The sequence below is a fragment of the Stenotrophomonas maltophilia genome, from assembly GCF_047497515.2.
In the GTDB taxonomy this organism is placed as follows: Bacteria; Pseudomonadota; Gammaproteobacteria; order Xanthomonadales; family Xanthomonadaceae; genus Stenotrophomonas.
On record NZ_JAXAXL020000003.1, the window covers coordinates 85035 to 104547 of the forward strand.

Annotated in this window: 19 protein-coding genes; 4 read left to right on the forward strand and 15 right to left on the reverse strand. The window is 68.5% G+C overall.

Annotated features, from left to right (window positions below; genetic code table 11):
- Positions 1–17: 17 nt before the first annotated feature.
- From ACMZPQ_RS07305 to ACMZPQ_RS07330, 6 genes are all read right to left on the reverse strand, one after another.
- Positions 18–1322, reverse strand: coding sequence for a transporter (locus ACMZPQ_RS07305; RefSeq protein WP_197580775.1), 1305 nt, complete (start codon positions 1320–1322; stop codon positions 18–20).
- 46 nt (positions 1323–1368) lie between these two features.
- A complete protein-coding gene (locus ACMZPQ_RS07310) occupies positions 1369–2118 on the reverse strand; it encodes a hypothetical protein (RefSeq protein ID WP_197580776.1) in 750 nt (249 codons plus the stop codon).
- A gap of 12 nt (positions 2119–2130) precedes the next feature.
- On the reverse strand, positions 2131–2835 hold the full coding sequence (locus tag ACMZPQ_RS07315; protein ID WP_197580777.1) for a C39 family peptidase: 705 nt from the start codon (positions 2833–2835) through the stop codon (positions 2131–2133).
- 98 nt (positions 2836–2933) lie between these two features.
- Positions 2934–4247: a FapB/FapC family functional amyloid domain-containing protein gene (locus ACMZPQ_RS07320; RefSeq protein WP_197580778.1), complete on the reverse strand. Its 1314-nt coding sequence runs from the start codon at positions 4245–4247 to the stop codon at positions 2934–2936.
- Positions 4248–4290: 43 nt separating this feature from the next.
- Positions 4291–4908, reverse strand: a complete 618-nt coding sequence (locus tag ACMZPQ_RS07325) for a FapB/FapC family functional amyloid domain-containing protein (RefSeq protein WP_197580779.1) — start codon at positions 4906–4908, stop codon at positions 4291–4293.
- Positions 4905–5435: a FapA family amyloid fibril periplasmic chaperone gene (locus tag ACMZPQ_RS07330; protein ID WP_197580780.1), complete on the reverse strand. Its 531-nt coding sequence runs from the start codon at positions 5433–5435 to the stop codon at positions 4905–4907. The genes ACMZPQ_RS07325 and ACMZPQ_RS07330 overlap by 4 nt, the downstream gene beginning before the upstream one ends.
- Before the next feature lie 396 nt (positions 5436–5831).
- Between ACMZPQ_RS07330 and ACMZPQ_RS07335 the strand changes: the two genes are divergently transcribed.
- The 4 genes from ACMZPQ_RS07335 to ACMZPQ_RS07350 all read left to right on the forward strand — a co-directional run bounded on the left by ACMZPQ_RS07335 (position 5832) and on the right by ACMZPQ_RS07350 (position 8380).
- Complete coding sequence (locus ACMZPQ_RS07335; RefSeq protein WP_197580781.1) at positions 5832–7187, forward strand: sigma-54 interaction domain-containing protein; 1356 nt, start codon at positions 5832–5834, stop codon at positions 7185–7187.
- Positions 7188–7255: 68 nt separating this feature from the next.
- A complete protein-coding gene (locus tag ACMZPQ_RS07340) occupies positions 7256–7717 on the forward strand; it encodes a helix-turn-helix domain-containing protein (protein ID WP_197580782.1) in 462 nt (153 codons plus the stop codon).
- A gap of 10 nt (positions 7718–7727) precedes the next feature.
- Positions 7728–8153: a VOC family protein gene (locus ACMZPQ_RS07345; protein WP_197580783.1), complete on the forward strand. Its 426-nt coding sequence runs from the start codon at positions 7728–7730 to the stop codon at positions 8151–8153.
- The gene (locus ACMZPQ_RS07350; protein ID WP_197580784.1) at positions 8150–8380 is read left to right on the forward strand and encodes a hypothetical protein; all 231 of its coding nucleotides are present in this window, start codon (positions 8150–8152) and stop codon (positions 8378–8380) included. The genes ACMZPQ_RS07345 and ACMZPQ_RS07350 overlap by 4 nt, the downstream gene beginning before the upstream one ends.
- A 7-nt stretch (positions 8381–8387) precedes the next feature.
- Here the strand turns inward: ACMZPQ_RS07350 and ACMZPQ_RS07355 are convergent, their stop codons facing one another.
- The 9 genes from ACMZPQ_RS07355 to ACMZPQ_RS07395 all read right to left on the reverse strand — a co-directional run bounded on the left by ACMZPQ_RS07355 (position 8388) and on the right by ACMZPQ_RS07395 (position 19480).
- Positions 8388–9083: an HAD family hydrolase gene (locus ACMZPQ_RS07355; RefSeq protein WP_197580785.1), complete on the reverse strand. Its 696-nt coding sequence runs from the start codon at positions 9081–9083 to the stop codon at positions 8388–8390.
- 54 nt (positions 9084–9137) lie between these two features.
- Entirely contained in the window at positions 9138–10382 is a 1245-nt protein-coding gene (locus tag ACMZPQ_RS07360; RefSeq protein WP_197580786.1) for a TolC family protein, read from the reverse strand.
- Positions 10379–10684 carry a DUF3240 family protein gene (locus ACMZPQ_RS07365; RefSeq protein WP_197580787.1) on the reverse strand — a complete coding sequence of 102 codons (306 nt, stop codon included), beginning with the start codon at positions 10682–10684 and terminating at the stop codon, positions 10379–10381. The genes ACMZPQ_RS07360 and ACMZPQ_RS07365 overlap by 4 nt, the downstream gene beginning before the upstream one ends.
- Positions 10681–13764 carry an efflux RND transporter permease subunit gene (locus ACMZPQ_RS07370; RefSeq protein WP_197580788.1) on the reverse strand — a complete coding sequence of 1028 codons (3084 nt, stop codon included), beginning with the start codon at positions 13762–13764 and terminating at the stop codon, positions 10681–10683. The genes ACMZPQ_RS07365 and ACMZPQ_RS07370 overlap by 4 nt, the downstream gene beginning before the upstream one ends.
- Before the next feature lie 3 nt (positions 13765–13767).
- Positions 13768–14928, reverse strand: coding sequence for an efflux RND transporter periplasmic adaptor subunit (locus ACMZPQ_RS07375; protein ID WP_197580789.1), 1161 nt, complete (start codon positions 14926–14928; stop codon positions 13768–13770).
- 69 nt (positions 14929–14997) lie between these two features.
- On the reverse strand, positions 14998–16392 hold the full coding sequence (locus tag ACMZPQ_RS07380; RefSeq protein WP_197580790.1) for a histidine kinase dimerization/phospho-acceptor domain-containing protein: 1395 nt from the start codon (positions 16390–16392) through the stop codon (positions 14998–15000).
- Positions 16389–17054 (reverse strand): response regulator transcription factor, encoded by a 666-nt coding sequence (locus ACMZPQ_RS07385; RefSeq protein WP_197580791.1) that lies wholly within the window; start codon positions 17052–17054, stop codon positions 16389–16391. Before ACMZPQ_RS07385 ends, ACMZPQ_RS07380 begins: the two co-directional genes overlap by 4 nt.
- A gap of 83 nt (positions 17055–17137) precedes the next feature.
- Complete coding sequence (locus tag ACMZPQ_RS07390; protein WP_197580792.1) at positions 17138–17878, reverse strand: DNA/RNA non-specific endonuclease; 741 nt, start codon at positions 17876–17878, stop codon at positions 17138–17140.
- 297 nt (positions 17879–18175) lie between these two features.
- Positions 18176–19480 carry a hypothetical protein gene (locus tag ACMZPQ_RS07395; protein WP_197580793.1) on the reverse strand — a complete coding sequence of 435 codons (1305 nt, stop codon included), beginning with the start codon at positions 19478–19480 and terminating at the stop codon, positions 18176–18178.
- Positions 19481–19513: the final 33 nt, after the last annotated feature.

Sequence of the window (19513 nt, forward strand, 5' to 3'; positions counted from 1 at the left end):
TCGCCGGGGCATCAGGGCTAGAGCATGTATGGGATCTTGAAGGCCAGGGTGAAGTCCGGGGCATCCGGGGTCAGGCCGATACCGAGCAGGGTGACCAGGGTGGTGTGCGGGTTCAGCGCGTAGGTCACGCCGAGATTCAGTGACGCCGCGTTGGCGTCGCTACCGATCACCTTCATCCACTGTCCGCCCTGGAAACGGGTCGAGGCGCGGGCGCTGATGCGGTCGCTGAAGGACAGGCTGAGGCTGGTGCGTTCGTTGAACGCAAATGCCACGCCGGCGCCGAAATACACCGAGCCACCGAGCTTCACGTCGCCGGGATTGACGGTGTCCGGGTTGCTGTCGATGTCATTGAAGCCACGCGGGAACGAATGCACGTAGCCCAGATTGGCGAACAGAATGGCGGGGTCGGCGGTCTTGACCATCGACAGGCCGACATTGGCCTGCCACACGCCGTTGCCGGTGGGCTGCTCTTTCGGCACGGCGAAGCGGATGTAGTCGTCGTTGTCGCGCTCGATCACCTTCCAGTCCAGGCCGTAGGGCGCGCGTCCGGTCGGCGCAGTCACCCCAGCCGTGAGCACCGTTTCCGGCCGCCAGCCACGTTCACCGAACAGGCGGTAGTTTGCGCTCAGGCCGATATCGCCCAAACCATTGCCGTTGGTCTCCTCCTGGGCGATGGCGGCGGCGGCGCCACCGGCTCCGCCCTTCTGGTACACCGTGCGGCGTGCGAGATACGGCACATCCAGGTTGAGCGTCAGGTTCGGGCTTACGCCCCAGCGGGCGGCCAGGTTGTAGGTGAGCGAATCGGACTCCACGTTCTCGATGGCGATGTTGCCGAGGAAGATCGCATCCAGTGCCAGGAAGCCATTGAGGGTAAGCTGCTTGCGATCGTAGCGGGCGTAGGTGAGGCTGTTCTCGATGGTGAAACGACGCGAGAACAAGGCAGACTGTTGTTGCTTCACATCATCCACGCTGCGCCGTGATTCCTGCTTGGCCTGTTGTGCTTCAGCAGCGGTGCTGGCATAGCCCTCACCACCCGGCGGCGTTTGTAGAGTCGAGCCAGGCTCGACTGGCGTGCCCGTTGCCGCCGTCGTCGCCGGCCCGGCAGGCCCCGTGCGCCCACTCAATCGCGCCTGCATGGCCTGGACCTGCATGTCCAGCTCGCGCAATCGTCGAACCTCCTGGGCGTAGTTGCTCTTCAGCTGCTCCAGCTGGTTGGCCAGGGCCTGTACATCGGCGCTGTCGTCGGCCGTTGGTGGCGCGGCGAGGGCGGTGCCCGCCAGCGCCGCCAGCGCCAACGGGGTGATCCTCAGAAGGGTATGCATGTTCGTATCCTGCGTTGTGCAACGCGTCCCCCAATGCCGCGCCGTACTACTGGCCCGGCCCCATGCCGCGGTTCAACGCAATTGCCTGGGCCACGTTCTGGCTCAACGGCAGGTTGCCGCCCGCGGTGTTGCGTACCAGCTCCAGCCGCAGCTGGTTGCTGGCTGCCTGGCCATCACCGGCCAGGGCAATGCCCTGGCCGACGCTGCCATTGCGTATCCATTGCTGGACCAGGCCCTGGCCATCCACCTGCAACTGCAGGCGCGCCTGATTGCCGTCGAGCACGGCGCTGGCGCTCACCCCGGCCTGCTGTGCGCTGGCCGAATGCGCACCGTCGGCGGGTGATGCGGGCACCTCACCGTCACGCACCAGCAGCGTGGTGGCGTTGCGCGCGGCGTTGCCATCGCCGGCCACCTGCACGCTCTGCACCAACCCACTGACGTTGGCCAGGCCGCTGCTGTCGATGCTGCGCCCGGGCGTGGCCGGCAGCGGCGCATCGGCGGCGGTCACGTGCACGCTGGGCTGGAAGCTCAGCTTCGGCGCGCCGCCGCCACGGAAGTCCATGCCCAGCGTCAGCGCGCCCTGCAGCGCGGTGCCATTGTTGGCCTGCCATTGCGAGACCATGGTCACCCCGAACCAGGCCACGCTGTTGCCACCGACGGTGTAGCGTCCGCGCATCAGGTTCAGTTCGGGGTCCGGGATTTCCTTCAGCCCACGCCCGGGTGCACCCTCTGCTGCCAGCACGGGCAGGGCAGGGATCGCCAGCAGCAGGACCATCAACACGGGACGGCGCAACATGTGAAGCCTCCTTCAGAACAGGTCGGCATGGCTGAAGCCGAAGTCGACCAGTTCGGCATCGGTGATCGGCCCCTGTCGCGCGTAGAGCGCGCGGGCACTGGGCCGTTCGCTGGGTTGCAGCAATACCGTGTTGCGATCGAAATCACTGCCGATCACCACGAACACGGCGCGTGACGGCCAGGCCGCCAGGAACTCGGGCAAGGCCAGGCTGCGGTTGCCGAGGATCGGGTCGGCCACTTCGACGAAGCCCTGGTGCACCTGCTTGAGCACCACGAAATGGCGGAAGCCGCGTACATCCATCAGCACCAGGCCGGGAACACGCAGGGTGCGCAGCCGCGTTTCGTCAATGCGATAGCCGCGCCCGCGCATGCCCAGTGATTCCACGTAGCGCTTGATGTCGAGCAGCGAGAAGCCGCGCTCGGCCACCAGCGCCGGGTCGGATACCCCCATCATCCCTTCGATCACGGTCGCCTCGTCGGTGTCCAGGTGGTAGGCGTGGCGCAGGATGGTCGCCAGCGCCGCAGCCCCACAGCTGTAGTCGGTGTGCTGGCGCACCACGTTGCGGTAGCGCCGCTCCTGCATGCTCTCCACCTTCTGCTGCAGCAGCGCGCCGTTGGGCAGCACGCCACTGAAGCGCACCTCGCCGGCCCACGCCGACCCAGTGGCCAGCAACATCAGGCAGCACAGCAGGCGCATCGAAAGACGGCAACGGCTCATCACGGTCTCCGGCAGCAGGGGGGAGCCCCTGTTCCAAGGGGGAGGAGGAACAGGGGCTCCCGGGAACCCGGCCATTGGCGGACGGCCGGGGTTTGCGCTTACTCGCCGCTGCCACCGCCGCCGGTGCTGGGCTGGGCGACGGCCAGGGCGAGGCTGTTGGCCTGCAGGTTGCCGGTGCCCGAGGCCACGTTCACGCCGATGTTGCCGGAGGCGCCGGAGAAGGCACTGCCCGACAACGCCGAGGTGTTGGTGGCATCCACGTTCACCCAGCGCGTGGTGCTGACCGTGCCGCTGAGGCTGGCATACAGGTCGGCCACGCCCAGTTCGACGAACTGGCTGGTGCCGCTTTCACGCGTATCGAAGCCCAGGCCGCCCACCCCCGGCCGGTTGGGGTTCATCGTGGCGTTCTGGATCTCGTTGTCCAGGTCGATGTGGCCGGTGCTGTTGCCACCCGGGTGCGGCAGTGCGCCGTTCCATGTATCCAGGTAGTAGTTGGCCATCTGGTAGGCGTTGCCGGTGCCGCGGTAGGTGCCCGCGCCGTAGCCCAGGGTCAGGCCACTGACGCTGCCGCGCATGCCGACCTGCACGGTATCGGTGTAGGACCGCACGAAGCCGGCGTTGCTGACCGAGTTGCCGGTGGAGACCTGGTTGGAACTGATGCTGGACTGCGCCACGGCGGTGGTTGCCACCGAGGCGGCGAGCGCATTCTTCTGCTCGTTGTTGTTGCCCGAGGCGATGTTCACGCCGATGTTGCCGGACGCGCCGCCGAAGGCGTTGCCACCGAGGCTGGCAGCATTGGTCACCCCGGAATTCTGGGTGACGTTGCCGAACCCGGCCTGGTTGACGAACACCTCGGCATCGGCCATGCCGAAGCTGAAGGAGGCGTCGGCCGCCGACAGCGATGCGGCGTTGTCCTGCGCGTTGTTGTCGCCGGAGACCACGTTGAAGCCGAGGTTGCCGGACGCGCCCGCGCCTACGTTGTCGCCGATCGAGGCGCGGTTGGTGACCAGGCTGTTGCTGGTGGCGTTGTTGCTGATCGACTGGCGGTTGTCGATCACCGCGATGGCCGCCGAGTCGAGGTCGATGTCACCGGTGATGGTCGGGTCACCGGAGAAGTTGACGTCGGTGCTCAGGCGCAGGTCCTTTTCCAGGTTCACGTCAACGCCGTGGTTGTTCTTTTCCTTGCGTTCGTCGGCCTGGATGGTGCTGTGCTTCTGCACGTTGACGTTGACGGTGCGGTTGCGCACGTCGTTGTCGGTGTGATTGTGGGTGTCGTTGCGGGTTTCGCTGACGGTGTGGTTGTGGTTGATGTTCGCGTTGGCGTTCTGGTTGTCCCAGCCATTGGCCGCAGCGGCGGTCGAGGCAGTGGCAATCGCCATGGCGAGCATGGTCCGTTTGACGGTCGCTTTCATGGTGCCCTCTCTCTCATCAGGTGGTGCATCGGTTGGGTGGTTGTCACGGGCGGTCCTGCACGACCAGGCCCAGCACATTGGCCGTGTCGTTGCCGCTGCCCGCGATCTGATTGAGTTGCAGGACACCGTCGAATCCCCGCAGTGCGGTGCTGGCTACACCGGCGCTGCGGGTACCGGCAGCGACGCCGTGGCCGGCGTCGTCCCGCCCCCCTGCCAACGCGGAACCTTCGCCGGCCAAGGCCGAGTCGTCGGTTTCGCGTATGCCCTGTCGGGCCAGCGTCGCGCTGACGACGTTGAGCGTCGTGTTGGCGATGCCGCTGGCCTGGTTGATGGATGCGATGCCGCTGGCGCCTGCCAGCGCGTCACCGTGGATCCCGGCGCGTGCCTGCAACGGCGCCGACAGCACCCGGTTGCCGCGCTGCAGCTGCTGGGCACTGGTGGCCACGTCGGCACGCTCGCCTTTGGCGAAGCCGCGCAGGTTGGCCTGCTGGTTGAGATCACCGGCGGCCTGGTTCACCGCGATCGCGCCGCTGGCACCGGCCAGTGCGCGGCCCTCGATGCGCGCCACGTCGAGGTAGGCCAGCATGCCGCTGTAGTCATCGGCCAGCGCCGCCCACGGCGTGAGCGCGATGAGCAGCAATGGCCAGCGCAGGCGCTTCACTTGCCACCCGCCTGGGCCGGGCCCTGCAACGGGAACTGGGCCAGTGCACCGCGTACCGTATCGCCGATGCCGCGCGTGCTGCTGCCCACCGCGCCCAGTGGTCCACTCAGCGCGCCACCAAGGCTGCTGCCGATCGTGTTGTCACTGCCGCGGCCGAGCGTGCCGCCGAGCGCCTGCTGGGTCACGCGTTCGACCGTGGTGCCGTGCGCCGGGGCGTGTGCGGCGCTGTGGCCCGCCCCCATGCCGGCGTAGTCTTCGTCGCTCAGTTCATCCATTCCGCTGGACGGGTTGCCGGCGCCCAGCGCAGCGGCAATTTCGCGCTGCGGCTTGGGGTCGGCGATCAGCGCGACGCCCGGGGGCGCCATGCGATAGGCCGGCCGTGTGGAGACATCGCGCAACAGGACGATTTCGCCCGGTTGTGCCTTCACGCCCTGGCGGGCGCCGGAGGCGACCGTCGCTGGGGATACCGCGAGCAGGGCAAGCGCCAGCGATACCGCCAGTCCGCAATTCAGGGTGCTGCCGTCCATGCCGATCTCCCGCGATGGGTGCGGCGGAACCACGCATCAACCGTGCCAACTGCCAAAGGCTGGTGCAGCAGCCGATGCCTGCAGTGCCGCGGGGTGGGGTGCTGCCGATGCGTTACAACGGCGTCGCGAAAGTGTTGGGATTGCGCAGCCCGCAGGCGCCACGGGGCAAGGCGGTTGGCCGACTGTCGCATTGTTGTTACAGGCGCCGCCGCGGACTGCAACGGTACCGCTTCAGTCGATGATTTCTTTACGCGCTGCTCATTGCGCAGCCGTTTAGCGCAGCGCTAGGATCCGCCCAACAAAGGCCGCCCTGGTGGCCGTGGGAGTCCCGGCGGAGGGCGGCACGCCGGTGATCGACTGACAGTCCGCCGACGGAGTCCGGATGCTGGGGGAAGCATGGCGGCGGTCCCGGAAGCTTCAAGCTCACGCTGTGTGCTGTGGTTTGGCCAGCCGCTGCCGAACGAGCGCAGTGCGCTCGCCGCCGCGGGCTGGTACGTGCGCAGCATTCAACCTGACCCTGCCATGGCGATCGGGTTGCGTGGCCGCGATCGATTGCTCGCGGTGCTGGATCTTCGCCACCTGGATGCGACGGCATTGCAGTTGCTCGTGCCATGGATCGAGCAGCACAAACATCTACCCTGGTTGGCGGTGCTGCCGCCGGGGGCAGGCGCCACACCGTCGGCATGGTTGCCCGTGCTGCAGCACTGTCCTGCGCGGTTCACCCTGCCATTCGGCCTGCAGGACCTGGTCTGCGCGATGCGCAGCCAATTCGAGGCGGATGATCCACCCACCGACGAGGCCTGCGCTGGGCAGGAGCCGCGCGCATTGATCGGCGAAAGTCCGGCGCTGCATGCGGTGCGCACGGTGCTGCACAAGTTCGCGCCGGTGGAGCTGCCGGTGCTGGTCACCGGCGAAACCGGCACCGGCAAGGAGCTGGCCGCGCACGCGTTGCATGCGCTGTCCGGGCGTGCCGGCAAGCCTTTCATCGCAGTGAACTGCGGTGCCATTCCGGCCAACCTGGTGCAGTCGGAGCTGTTCGGGCACGAGCGCGGTTCCTTTACCGGCGCCGACAAGCGCCAGATCGGCGTGTTCGAATCTGCCCACGGCGGCTCTGTGTTCCTGGATGAAGTGGGCGATCTGCCCGGCGAGGCGCAGACCAGCCTGCTGCGGGTGTTGCAGGAGGGGACGTTCGAGCGTGTCGGCAGCAGCCAGTCGCTGCGTGCCGATGTCCGCGTGCTGGCCGCGACCCACGTGGAACTGGAACAGGCCGTGGCGCAGGGACGGTTCCGTAGCGATCTCTATTACCGGCTCAACGTGCTGCGCCTGCTGATGCCGCCGCTACGCGAGCGCGGCGCCGATGTGCTGTTGCTGGCCGAGCACTTCCTGCGTTGCTTCCGGCGGCGCCACGCGGTGCGCGCACGCGGCTTCTCGCCCACCGCAAGCCAGGCGATGCGGCGTTTTGGCTGGCCCGGCAATGTGCGTGAACTGCTCAATCGCGTGCAGCGGGCTGCGATCATGGCCGAAGGCGAGCTGATCAGCGAGCGTGACCTTGAACTGGGCGAGGCGGCACAGGCGCTGCCCAGCGCGATGCTGCACGACGCGCGCGGCCAGGCCGAACGCGATGTACTGCTGCAGACGCTGCGCCACACGGGCTACAACGTGTCCGAGTGCGCACGGCAGATGCAGATCTCGCGGGTGACGGTGTACCGGCTGTGCCGCAAGCACCGGCTGGAGCTGCCTGCGCAGCGCTGAGCCGGGTTGACGCCACCGCCCGTACCACCCAGTCTGCGGCCAACGACCGCTGCCCTTGCCCTGCGCGAATGAACCAGAGCCCCGAACTGCTGCGCCGCCTGCTGCGTGCCAAGGACCGGATGGACCGGGCCAGCCATGAAGACTGGCCGGTTGCCCGCCTGGCCGAGGTCAGCGCGGTCTCTCCCGCCCACTTCGCGCGCTCGTTCAAGCAGGCCTTCGGCCTGCCGCCACACCGTTATCTGCTCAGCCGCCGCATCGAGCGGGCGGTGGCGTTGTTGCGTGACACCGATCTGGCGATCACCGAAATCGCGGCGCAGACGGGCTGGACCAGCCTGGGAACCTTCGGCCGGATCTTCCGCGACATCACCGGTGACAGCCCCGGCAACGTGCGTGACCGCGAGCGTGCAGGGCAGGCCGTGGCGGAGAGCGTGCCCGAATGCCATGCGCGAGCGGCGCAGCGGCCTGACCTCAACATCGCAGTTTCGGAGAAGCGCCGCCGCCAGGCCGTTGCTAACGTGGACCGCATCTGAGGGAGGTCCCATGACGAATACCGTGAACACGGTCGGCCTGTATGTGCGCGACCAGGATGAAGCACTCGCCTTCTACGTCGGCACGCTCGGTTTCGAGGTGCACACCGACGTGCGCAATGGCAGCTACCGCTGGTTGACCGTGCGCAGCCCCGGCCAGGACGGTTTCCAGCTTGGCCTGTTCGTTCCCGGTCCGCCGACCCATGACACGGCTACGGCGCAGGCGCTGCAGCAGCTGGTGGCCAAGGGGGCGATGCCGCCGCTGGTGCTGGCGGTGGACGACTGCCAGGCGTGCTACGTGCAATGGCAGGCAAAGGGAGTCGAGTTCACCCAGGCGCCGGTCGAACGCTTCGGCGCCATCGACGCCGGATTCCGTGATCCTTCCGGGAACGGCTGGAAGATGATTGAAGCCCGCTCCGAAGCGAGGCGTCGCCAATGAGTCGCGGTGGTTGGGTGCGGCCGGTGCACCGCTGGACCTCGATCGTGTTCACCCTGGCGGTGATCGCCAACTTCGTGGCGCGCGCGATGGGGCAGGGTGAACCTGCGGCGTGGATCACCTACTCGCCACTGCCCCCGTTGTTCCTGCAGCTGTTCACCGGCCTGTACCTGTTTGCGCTGCATTACGCAGCAAAGCGCCGCAGCGCCTCGCTGGGCGCTGCGGGCTGAACGAAGATCAGGCGACCGCGTCGACCGCGTAGCCGGCAAGCAGGGCCGGCAGGTCTTCCATGCGCTGGAAGATCACCTGCGCGCCGGCCGCGCGCAGCGCCTCCGGCGTGCTGTGGTGCGGGCCACCTTCGCTGAAGCCGAACACGGTGGCGCCTGCCGCCACCCCCGCGGTGGCGCCGGTCACGGTGTCTTCAATCACCGCGCAGCGCTTCGGGTCCACGCCCAGCGCGGCGGCCGCCGCCAGGTAGACATCCGGGTGCGGCTTGGTGTTCGGCATGTCCTGGCCACTGTAGACGTGCCCACCGAAGGCATCGAGGATGCCGACCTTGCCCAGCTGCAGCTGCACCTTGTGCAGGTCGGCACCGGAAGCACAGGCGATCCGGCCGCCGGTGGCCGCCGCGATCGCACGCACCGCCCCCGGCGCACCCTGGATCGCCTGCAGGTCACGCTCCAGCGCGATGTTGCGCTGCAGGCGGAACTGCTCCAGCCATTCCTCGGTGAACGGCTTGCCGGTGCGTTCTTCAATCAGCCCCGCCAGGTGGGCCACCGACTGGCCCAGGAACACTTCGCCGGCCTGTGCCGGGGTCAACGGCCAGCCACGCGCGGTCAGCATCTCAGAGAGTACGCGGGCCACCAGGGGCTCGGAATCGACCAGAACGCCGTCACAGTCGAACAGCACGGCATCGAAGGGGTAGGGGGACATCAGCACTTCCTGGGGAACGACAAGCACCCATTATCGCCCGCTCCCCCTTGCCGGTCACGGCTGCAGGACGCCGCTCCACAGCTGGCCCGCCCGCAGCTGCAGCATCCGGGCTGCGGTGGCGGCCTGGGTACGTGCCTGTTGTTCCGCCAGTTCGCGGTCGAGCAGGGCGCGTTCAGCCAGCAGGTACTGGCCCATGCCCAGTTCGCCCAACTCCCAGGCGCGGCGGCTGCGCTCGGCAGCGGAACGATGCGCGGCGAGCGCGTCGCGCTCGGCCTGCCAACGGTCCTGCAACGCCCGCCCCTGGTGCAGTGCATCCCAGACCTGCAGCTGGGCGTCGCGCTGCACGTCCTGTGCCTGCGCATGCAGCGCCGCCTCGCGGGCGGATTCCTGCTGTGCCTGCGCACGCCGGTAGCCGCCACTGAACGGCACGCTGATCACCACGCCAACGGCATTCTCGGGATCGCGCCCCTCGCGCAGCCAGCGCACACCGACCGTCGGATCGGGGCGGCGATTGGCGCGTGCGCGCTCGGCCAGCAGTGACTGTTCGGCGGCCCTGCCACGCGCCACCGCCAGTGCCGTACTGCGCTCCAGCAGCTGTGCCGACAGCGCTGTGGTGTCCAGCGGAAGCGGTTGCGGTTCGGCCACCGGCGGTGCGCGCTCGGGCACCGGCAGATGGGGGAACCGCAGGTGCAGCCGTTGCCGGGCCTGCGCTGCGGCTGCCTGGGCGCCGATCAGGCGCGCTTTGGCCGAGGCCAGATCGGCATCGATCAGGTCAAGGTCCAAGGTGGACAGGGCGCCCTTGTCGTGCATCTGGCGTGCGGCGTTGCGCTCACGGGCGAGGAGCTGTTGCTGTGCCGAGGTCAGCTGCAGGACCTGCTCCGCGTCCAGCCATTGCATCCAGCTCTCCAGCAGCAGTTCGCCCACCGCCAGCTGCGCGCCGTGCTGCGTGCGGTCGGCCACCTCGCGCATCTGGGTGGCGATCTGGCGGTCCAGCCGGGCTTTGCCGGGAAGGCGGACGCTGCGGCCGAGCTGGGCTTCCCACTCGTTGAAGCGCCCGTCGGCATCGCTGCGTCGCTGCTGTGGGGTGACGCTGGCTTCGAATTCGTACGGCCCGCGTTGCACGGCCTCGGCGCCGTAGCCGCTCGCCTCATGCTCGGCGCGCGCGGCCAGCAGTTGTGGATGACCCTGCAGGGCCACCCGCACGATCTCGGGCGATGGAAGGTCGTCGCCGGCGGCGTGGGCGCAGAACCCGGGCAGGGCCAGCGCGGCGGCCAACAGCGCTGGGTGGAGCGGCTTCATGCCAGCCTCCCCATGCCCAGCACCGGCTCGGTCCACCAGCGTGCGTCGCCGGAGGCGACGTCCTTGCGCAGTGCCACCAGCAGCTCGCCCACGCGCGTGGAGGGCAGCACCATCCACAGCACCCGCCGCTCCACCCGCCCACGCACCTGCTCGGGCACCTGCGCGCTGCTGAAGTCGCTGGTGTGGCCTTCGGCGTGCAGCAGGGTGAAGCCGGGCATGCCGGGTGCAGCGATCAGGCATTCGGTGATGGCGTCTTCCAGCACGGGCGGGAACACCAGGTTGAATCGAACCAGTTCAGTCATGGGGATACCTCACGCGCCACGGCCGGCTGGCCGTAGCGCTGGTAGAGCAGGGGAAGCAGCAACAGGGTCAGCGCGGTGGACGTAACCAGTCCACCGATCACCACGATCGCCAACGGACGCTGGATCTCCGAGCCGGGGCCGGTGGCCAGCAGCAGTGGCACCAGGCCGAACGCCGCAATGGTCGCGGTCATCATCACCGGGCGCAGGCGGCGCAAGGCACCTTCGCGCACCACGTAGTCCATCGAATGGCCCAGCGCATGCAGCTGGTTGAAGCAGGACACCAGCACCAGGCCGTTGAGCACCGCGATGCCGAGCAGGGCGATGAAACCAACCGACGCCGGCACCGACAGGTACTGCCCGGAAAACCACAGCGCCAGCACGCCGCCGACCATCGCGAACGGCACGTTGCCCAGGATCAGCGCCGCCTGCCGCACCGAGCCGAAGGTCATGAACAGCACCACGAAGATCAGCGCGATGGCGGCCGGCACCACCACGCCGAGGCGCGCCGCCGCACGCTGCTGGTTCTCGAACTGGCCACCCCATTGCATGCTGTAGCCCGGTGGCAGCGGCACATCGCGCGCAACCGCGGCGCGTGCCTCTTCGACGAAACCGACCAGATCGCGGCCGTTGACGTTGGCCTGCAGCAGCACATAGCGCGACCCGGCCTCCCGGCGCACCATCACCGGGCCGCTGGTCTGCGCCACGCTGGCCAGTGCGGTCAACGGAATGCTGCCCTGGTCCGGCGTGGCCAGCGACTGCAGGCCGAAGCGCTGCACCGAGCCTCGCACCTCGCCATCACCGCGGACCAACAGCGGAATGCGCCGGTCCGGCTCGATGATCTGTCCGGCCGACACGCCTTCCACCTGGGCGCGCAGTTCGTCCTGCACATCGGTGACGGCGAGCCCGGCACGGCCGGCCGCCAGGGGATCGACCTTCACCTGCAGGTAGGCCACGTCGTCGGCGGCCTGGGTCAGCACGTCCTCGGCACCGGATACCGCCTCCAGCGTGGCCTGGGTGCGCTGCGCCAACGATGCGAGTACCTCCAGGTCCGGCCCGTAGATCTTGATCGCAAGGTCACCGCGGCTGCCGGTCAGCATCTCCGCCACGCGCATTTCGATGGGCTGGGTGAAGCCGTACTCGACCCCGGGGAAGGCCTGCATCACCGTGCGCACTTCGCCGATCAACCATTCCTTGTCGGCCACGCGCCAACTGTCGCGTGGCGCCAGCTCGATGAACAGGTCGCTCTCGTTCAGGCCCATCGGATCAAGCCCCAGTTCGTCCGAGCCGACGCGCGTGACCACGTGGCGGATTTCCGGAATGCCGGCGATCAGGGCGCGTTCGATCGCACCGTCGATGGCCTGCGAGCGCTCCAGGTTGATCGAGGCGGGCTTCTGCACCTGCAGCAGCAGGTCACCTTCGTCCATCGACGGCATGAAGGTCTTGCCGGTGACCAGATAGGCGGCCGCGCCCAGCAGCAGCGCCAGGGCGGCGGCAGCGTAGGCCAGCGCCGGCCGCCGCAGCACGGCCCCCAGCAGCGGCGTGTAGCCGCGCAGGATCTGCCGCATCAACCATGGCTCGTGATGCGCCTGTTCCTTCAGCAGCAGCGAGGACAGCACCGGTACCAGGGTCAGCGACAGCAGCAGCGACGATGCCAGTGCGAACACGATGGTCAGCGCCACGGGTGCGAACATCTTGCCCTCCAGGCCTTCCAGGGTCAGCAACGGCATGAAGGTCAGGCAGATGATGAAGATGCCCGCGGCCACTGGTGTGGCCACCTCGCGGGTCGCCACGAACACGCGGTGCAGGCGCGGCAGGCGTGCGCCAGGGCCTGCCGGGTCCAGCCGGCTGACCACGTTCTCCACCACCACCACCGCCGCATCCACCAGGATGCCGATGGCGATGGCCAGCCCCCCCAGGCTCATCAAGTTGGCGCTCATGCCGGTCAGGCGCATCAGCAGGAACGTGCCCAGTGCAGCGAACGGCAGCATCAACGCCACCACCAGCGCCGGGCGCAGGCCGCCGAGGAAGGCCAGCAGCAGCACCACGACCAGCACCGTGGCCTCCAGCAGCGCATTCTGTACCGTGCTCACCGCGCGGGTAATCAGCGAACTGCGGTCGTAGAACGGCACGATGCGCACACCCGGCGGCAGGCTCGAGCCCAGCGAATCGAGCTTGGCGCGGATATCGCGTACCAGCGCCGAGGCATCGGCGCCCCGCAGGGCCACCACGATGCCTTGGACCGCTTCGCCCTTGCCGTCGCGCGACACCGCGCCATAGCGGGTGCGCGCCTCGGCGCGTACCGAGGCGACGTCGCTGATCCGCACCGGTGGCAGGCCCGGCTTGACCACCACGGCAGCGACGTCATCGAGTGTGCGCAACGCGCCTTCGATACGCACGATCAACGCTTCTTCGCCCGCGTCGAGGCGCCCAGCACCATCATTGCGGTTGTTGCGTTCCAAAGCCTCCACCAGGTCACGGAAGTCCAGCCCGGCCGAGGCCAGCCGCGCCCGGTCCGGCACCACCACCACGCTGTGCGCATAGCCGCCCAGCACGTTGACGTCGGCGACGCCCGCCAGCGTGCGCAGCGCCGGGCGCAGCGTCCAGTCCATCAGCGAACGCTTCTCGGCCAGGTTCAGGCCACCGCCTTCAAGGGTGAACATGTACACGTCGGACAGCGGCGTGGAGATCGGTGCGAGGCCACCGTTGACGTCGGGCGGCAGATCCGCGGCGACGTTGCCGAAGCGCTCGGCCACCTGCTGGCGTGCCCAGTAGATGTCGGTGCCTTCGGCGAAATCGATGGTGATGTCGGCAATCGCGTACTTGGCGGTGGAGCGCAGCAGGGTGCCGCGCGGTACGCCCAGCAGCTCCATTTCCAGTGGCGTGATCACACGCGCCTCGACTTCCTCCGGGGTCATGCCGGGTGCCTTCAGGATCAGCTTGACCTGGGTCGGCGAGATGTCCGGATAGGCATCGATCGGCAGCTTCAGGAAAGCCATCGCGCCGGCCACCGCGATCGCGGCGGACAGCAACAGCACCAGCACCCGCTGCCGCAGCGAGAATTCAATCAATCGCGAGAGCATGGCTTACTCCCCCTGCGACGCGGCGGCCGGCACCATCGCCTTCAGCAGGGCGGTACCGCGGCTGACCACCGATTGCCCGGGCTGAAGCCCGGCGGCCTGGATCACGGCATGCTCGCCGTCACTGCCCAGCACGCGCTGCACCTCGACTGCGTCGATGCGCCCAGCGTCGATGCGATAGACCCTGTGGCCGGCGCCAGCCGGCAGCACGGCCGAGCCGGGCACGCGCAGGCTGCCCTGTGGCGCCGGTACCTGCAGCGTCACTGCGAACTGCTGTCCGGCCACTACGCCGCCGGGCGACGCCAGCCGCGCACGCACGCGCAGGCTCTGCGTGGCCGCATCGGTATCGGCACCGATGGCCTGCACCACGGCGTCTTCGCCGCTGGCCAACTGCAGCGTCTGGCCAAGGGCGATCTCCGTGCGGTACTGCACCGGCAGGTTGAAACGCACATCCAGCGGTCCGGGGCGGGCGATCAGGAAGGCCGACGCCAGTGCGTCCACGGTCTGGCCGGTGTCGACGTCGCGGCGCAGGACCTGGCCGGCCATCGGCGCGGTCACGATGTATTCGCCTGGCATGCCGTCCCGGGCCATGCGCAGGTGCGCCATTGCGCCCTCGGCCTGTTGCAGTACGCCCTGTGCCGCTGCGGCGCGGGCGCGCGACTGTTCGTCGCGTGCGGCCGGCACGACACCCGCCGCCAGCAGCTCACGGTCGCGGCGGGCCTGGCTGGCCGCCGCCAATGCATCGCTGCGTGCGCTGATCAGCGCGGCCTGCGCGGCCAGCGCCTCGCGGCTCTGGATGCTGGCCAGGGCCTGCCCGCGTTCGACCATCGCACCTTCATCAACCAGCAGCCGGGTGACCACACCGGCGTACGGCACGACCACGCGTGCACTGGCGTCCAGCGGCGCGCTGGCTTCGGCCGCCAGCCCTGGCAGTGGATAGGTGCCGGCCGCGACCACTGCCTGACTGGCAATGCCCTGCGCGGCTATCTGTTCAGCGGTGAGCACCAGTGGGCCGTTCGCCGCGCTGGCGGCCGCTGGCGGCGGCGTGGCAGGCGTCGGCCACAGCCAGACGACCAGCACTGCAATCAACAGCAGGGGAACGGCAACCAGCAGCATGCGCCGCGCCAGCAATGGCCGGCCGGTCGCGGGGGAAGGGGAGGAGGGCATCGAAGCGGGTCCTGTGGAGCAACCCGGGCACGGTGCCAGCCGAACCTTTGGAAACGCTTTGGCAGGCCGCTACAACGGCGCGAACGGTCCCAACCGCACGTGAAGCCGAGCGTGGCGCACGTCGAACAACAACTGCACGCCGTGGGCCTGGGCCAGGCCCAGCGACAAGGCCAGGCCGAGCCCGGCGTGGCGCGCAGTGCCGCCCTGCGGGTCACGGCGCCAGAAGCGCTGGCCGAAGTGCTGCAGATCGTCCTCGCGAAGCGTCTCGGCCGGGTTGCTGATGCGCACCCAGAGCCCATCGGCGGCGGTCTCGACAGCGCAATCGATGTCGCCTGCGCCGGTCGCATATTCCAGCGCGTTGGCCAGAAGATTGGCGAAGATGCGCTCCAGGATCGCGACATCGGCGGTGACCCAGCGTGCGCCCCCGGTGCCGAGCACGATGGCGCGCGCATCGCTGGACGGCGTGCGTTGGGCGGCACGCACCGCTTGCGCCAGCAGATCCTGCAGGTCAAGCGGATCACTCAATGGCACGTCCTGCCCGGATTCCAGCCGGGCCAGCTGCAGCAACGCATCCACGCTGCGCTGCATCCGCAGGGTCGCTTCCACGGTGTCCTGCAGCGCCTGCCGCGACTGATCCGGCGCCTGGGCTGCCAGCGCCGACTCGGCACTGCTGCGGATTTCCGCCAGCGGGGTGCGCAGCTCATGTGCCACGTTGGAGGCAAAGCGACGTTCGCGGTCGACCGCCTGGTACAGGCGCTGCACGCCGGTATTGAAGGCCTTCGCGAAGGGTGCCAGCTCGGCCGGGAACTGCGCGCCGATGGGCTGCAGCGGCTCGTTCACGTCCAGCCGCGAGACCTGTGCGGAGGCGCGGTGCAGGAACGCGAATGCACGCCGGACGCGGCCGATCGCCATCAGCGAAACCAGCGCGGAAATAAGCAGCGTGGCGAACAGCAGCGCGCTGTGGATACGGGTTTCGGCCTTGTCCCAACCTTCGCGGTCATTGGCCACCACCAGCGTGGCTTCGCGCGCGCGGCCAGCGGCGAACACCTGAACCGGTATTGCCACCGCGCGCCCGTGGCGGCCGTCGGGCAGCGCCGCGTCGTAGAAACGCGGCTGGCGCGCTGCGGGACCCGGGTAGGGTAGCGAGCGTCCCGCATTGCGCGTGGATTGGCGCAGCAGGCGGCCGTCGGTGGCGTACAGGCTGAAGAACTCCACGTCCAGGTCGATGCTGCCGGCGTCGCTGCCGTGGCTGCCGTCACGCTGGCGTGCCATCGTCAGCGGCAGCAGGCCCTGCAGGGTCCGTGCGCGCTCCAGCAGCACCCGGTCCAGGTGCGCATGCACTTCGCGGTCGACCCAGTAATCCATGGTGAAGAACAGCGCACCGACCGCGGCGCCAATCGCCAACAGGGTGCTCAGCACCACGCTGCGGTAGATCGAGCCGGTGCCGCGCGTACCCGTGCTCATGCAATGCAGTAGCCGAAGCCGCGGCGGGTCTCGATCAGGCCCGTCGCGCCGGCGCGCTCAAGCTTGGTACGCAGGGTGCTGACGATCACCTCCACCACCTTGTCCGAGGCCTCGCTCTGGGTGTCGTACAGGCGCTCGAATATCATCTGCCGCGACATCACGCGGCCACGGTTGCGCAGCAGCAGTTCCAGCAGGCCGTACTCCTTCGGCGTCGGTGACAGCGGCAACCCGGCGACCAGCACCGAGCGGGTCCGCGGGTCCAGCAGCAGCGGACCGGCCTGGAGCTGCGCGGGGAGGGTCTGCGACGGGCGCCGGAACAGCGCCCGCACCCGCGCCATCAGTTCATCGCGGAAAAAGGGCTTGACCAGATAGTCATCGGCGCCGGCGTCGAGCGCCTGGATGCGGTCGGACACGTGGTCGCGCGCCGACAGCACCAGCACCGGGGCGCCACCGCCCTGCGCGCGGTAGCGTTGCAGCACCGTCACCCCGTCCAGGCGCGGTAGCATCAGGTCCAGCACCACCGCATCGTAGTCGTAGGCCAACAGGTAGCCCAGGGCGGCTTCGCCGTCCCGGGCCAGGTCGCAGACATGTCCCTCGGCCTGGAAATCGCGGCTGAGCGTCTGCGAAAGCACGTCGGAGTCTTCAACCAGGAGCAGGCGCATGCTGGGGCGAGGCGGTGGGGGGCTACGATTCTAGCGACACTTGCGCCACACGGCCGGCCCTACCCGCGCATGCGTGAACCGCATCAGCTCAGGTCGCAGCCTGCCGGCTGCGGCCAGGTGGTGGCCGGCAGCATGTTCTTCAGCGAGGCCGGCGCATTGATGGCCACGTAGCTGGCGCCCAGCAGCTCCTCCAGGTCGGCGATGGTGACCAGGTAGCTGTCCAGGCTGCCGAGGTTGGCTTCATTGGGGATGATCCAGCTGATCGCCTTGGCCGTGCCGGTGTTGGGGTCGCGGGTGATGATCGTCTTCCAGAAGAATTCCGGCGTCGGGATGCCGTGGCTGGACAGGAAGTAGTCGTTGGACGCATCGCCGTAGACCACGCCGCCGTAGACGTCCACCGGCGCGATGTCGCGGTAGCACTCGGCCACGTTCTCGGCCTTCACCCAGATGCCCTGGTTGAAGCTGGATACCTGCGGCACGATGTTGGTCATGTAGTTGGCGCGGCGGATATAGGTCGCGTTGTAGTCCATGTGGTTGGAGGTCACCAGGTGGCCACGGTCATAGCCGGACCTGATGCTGGCATACGAGGCGGTGCTGGTCTGGCCGAGGCAGCCGGCCGGCAGGTCCGGGTCCTTGTAGAAGCTGGACGGGCGCGCGGCCGATCCGGTGTCAGCGGTGAGGGTGTATTCGTAACGCGTCGCGCTGTGGATGCCGCAATCGTAGGTCAGCACGAAGCCGCCCTTGTTGAGGGTGACGACCTGTGCCTGGGCGGCGCCGGCGACGGCGCTGAGGACGAGCGCGAAGAAGAAGCTTGCAAAGCGCATTGCGGTGCTCCAATAGAAGGTTCAGGGCGCACGCGCCTGCCATGGCCTTGCTAGAGCGAGGTCATGTGGAGACGGTGCGGATGCGGAATGCAGGTGCTGCGGAGTGCGGTGAGGCGTGACCGCAACGAGCGGGCCAGCGGGGCCCTGCGGTGTCGCAAGCGTCACAAGCTGTCGCCTTTCGGTCAACGACGAAAAGGCGAAGCTGTGACAGTGCGCAAGCACTGGCAACGTGTCAGATCAGGCGATGGGTGGCTGAAATGCGCGCGTGCTAGGGCGGTGCGACGCCTGTGGCAAGGCTCAGGGCTGCGGCTTCAACACATAGTCGCCAGAGCGTGCGCCCGCCACCACCGACCAGCCCGGCGCAAGGCGCAGCGACCAACCTTCGCCCTGCAACAACGACCCTTCCGGTGCCGGTGCCTGCACGAACACGGCTTTCCAGTCGCTCTGCATCAACGCACCGCCGGTCACCTGCAGGGTGCCCCAGGCATCGCTCAGCTGCATCGTCGGATAGACCGTGCCACTGCCCGGCAGCGGCTGCAGGGTGTTGGGATCGAACTGGATGCGCATGCTGCGCAGATCCAGCCGCAGCACCGGCCCGGTCACGAAACGCGCCCGGTTCTGCTGCAGCTGCGCAATGCGATGCTGCTCGCGCAGGGTTTCGGCGTGATGCAGTTCAGGCCCGTCATAACGTGCGGCGGCAGCGCGCAACACCGGTTCGTCGAGGGACGGCGTGATCTGCGCTGCCTCTGCCAGTTGCGTGCCGAGATCGCGGGGTCGCTGGCCCAGCTCGTCGCGCCAGCGGGGAGCGGCCTGGTCCAGCAGCAGGCCATACGCCGGGCCGGTGGCATACGCAAACGATCGGACGAAGCTACGGTCGTCGACGTGGGCGCGCAGATCGTGCAACGCGGCGTCGATGCGCGCCGACGCTGCCGGATTGCCGACCATCACGCCGGTGTACTCGGCCAGGCCCTCGTTCAATTCCAGTGCGGCTTCTTCGCTCGCGGCCGCTGGGAAGAGGCGGTGGCGCGCGGCGCGGAACGCGAGCGCGTCGGCGGCCGCGGAACGCCGTGCATCGGCATCGGCTGTGCAGAGGGCGGCCGCCAGCGCCCGCCATTCCAGTTGCATGAAGTAGCGTCCATCGAACGTGTCCAGGTGTTCATTGCTGCCTTCGGCAGGATGTGCGATGGACAGTTCCGGTTGCAGGCGATGGAACATCTCATGTGCCAGCAGCGTGCGGCGGCGCGCCAGATCCTGTGGCAGTGGCCAGCGCAGCTGTGTCCAACGGGTGCCCGACCAGTCGACCGCGGTGTTGGCAACCATCGCATCGGCCGGGAGTTGGCCGACGAAAACCCCGTCACGTGCGACCAGCCGTCCCTGTGCGTCCGGATGCGAAGCGGCCAGTTCGCGGCTGGAGGGGTCGACCAGCATCACCGGCCCGCACAGCGATGCGCCCCACAACGCTCCCGCATCCGACCGGCACAGTGCGTCGGCCTCCGCGAAGACCGCCCGCGCTGCGGCATCGGGAATCGATGATTCGGCGGCCGCCGCAGGGCCGATCAGGCACAGCACCAGGCAGAGCGGTTTGACGCGTCGCAACTCCATGGCATCCCTGCAGTAATGTATGTGGCGTGCACT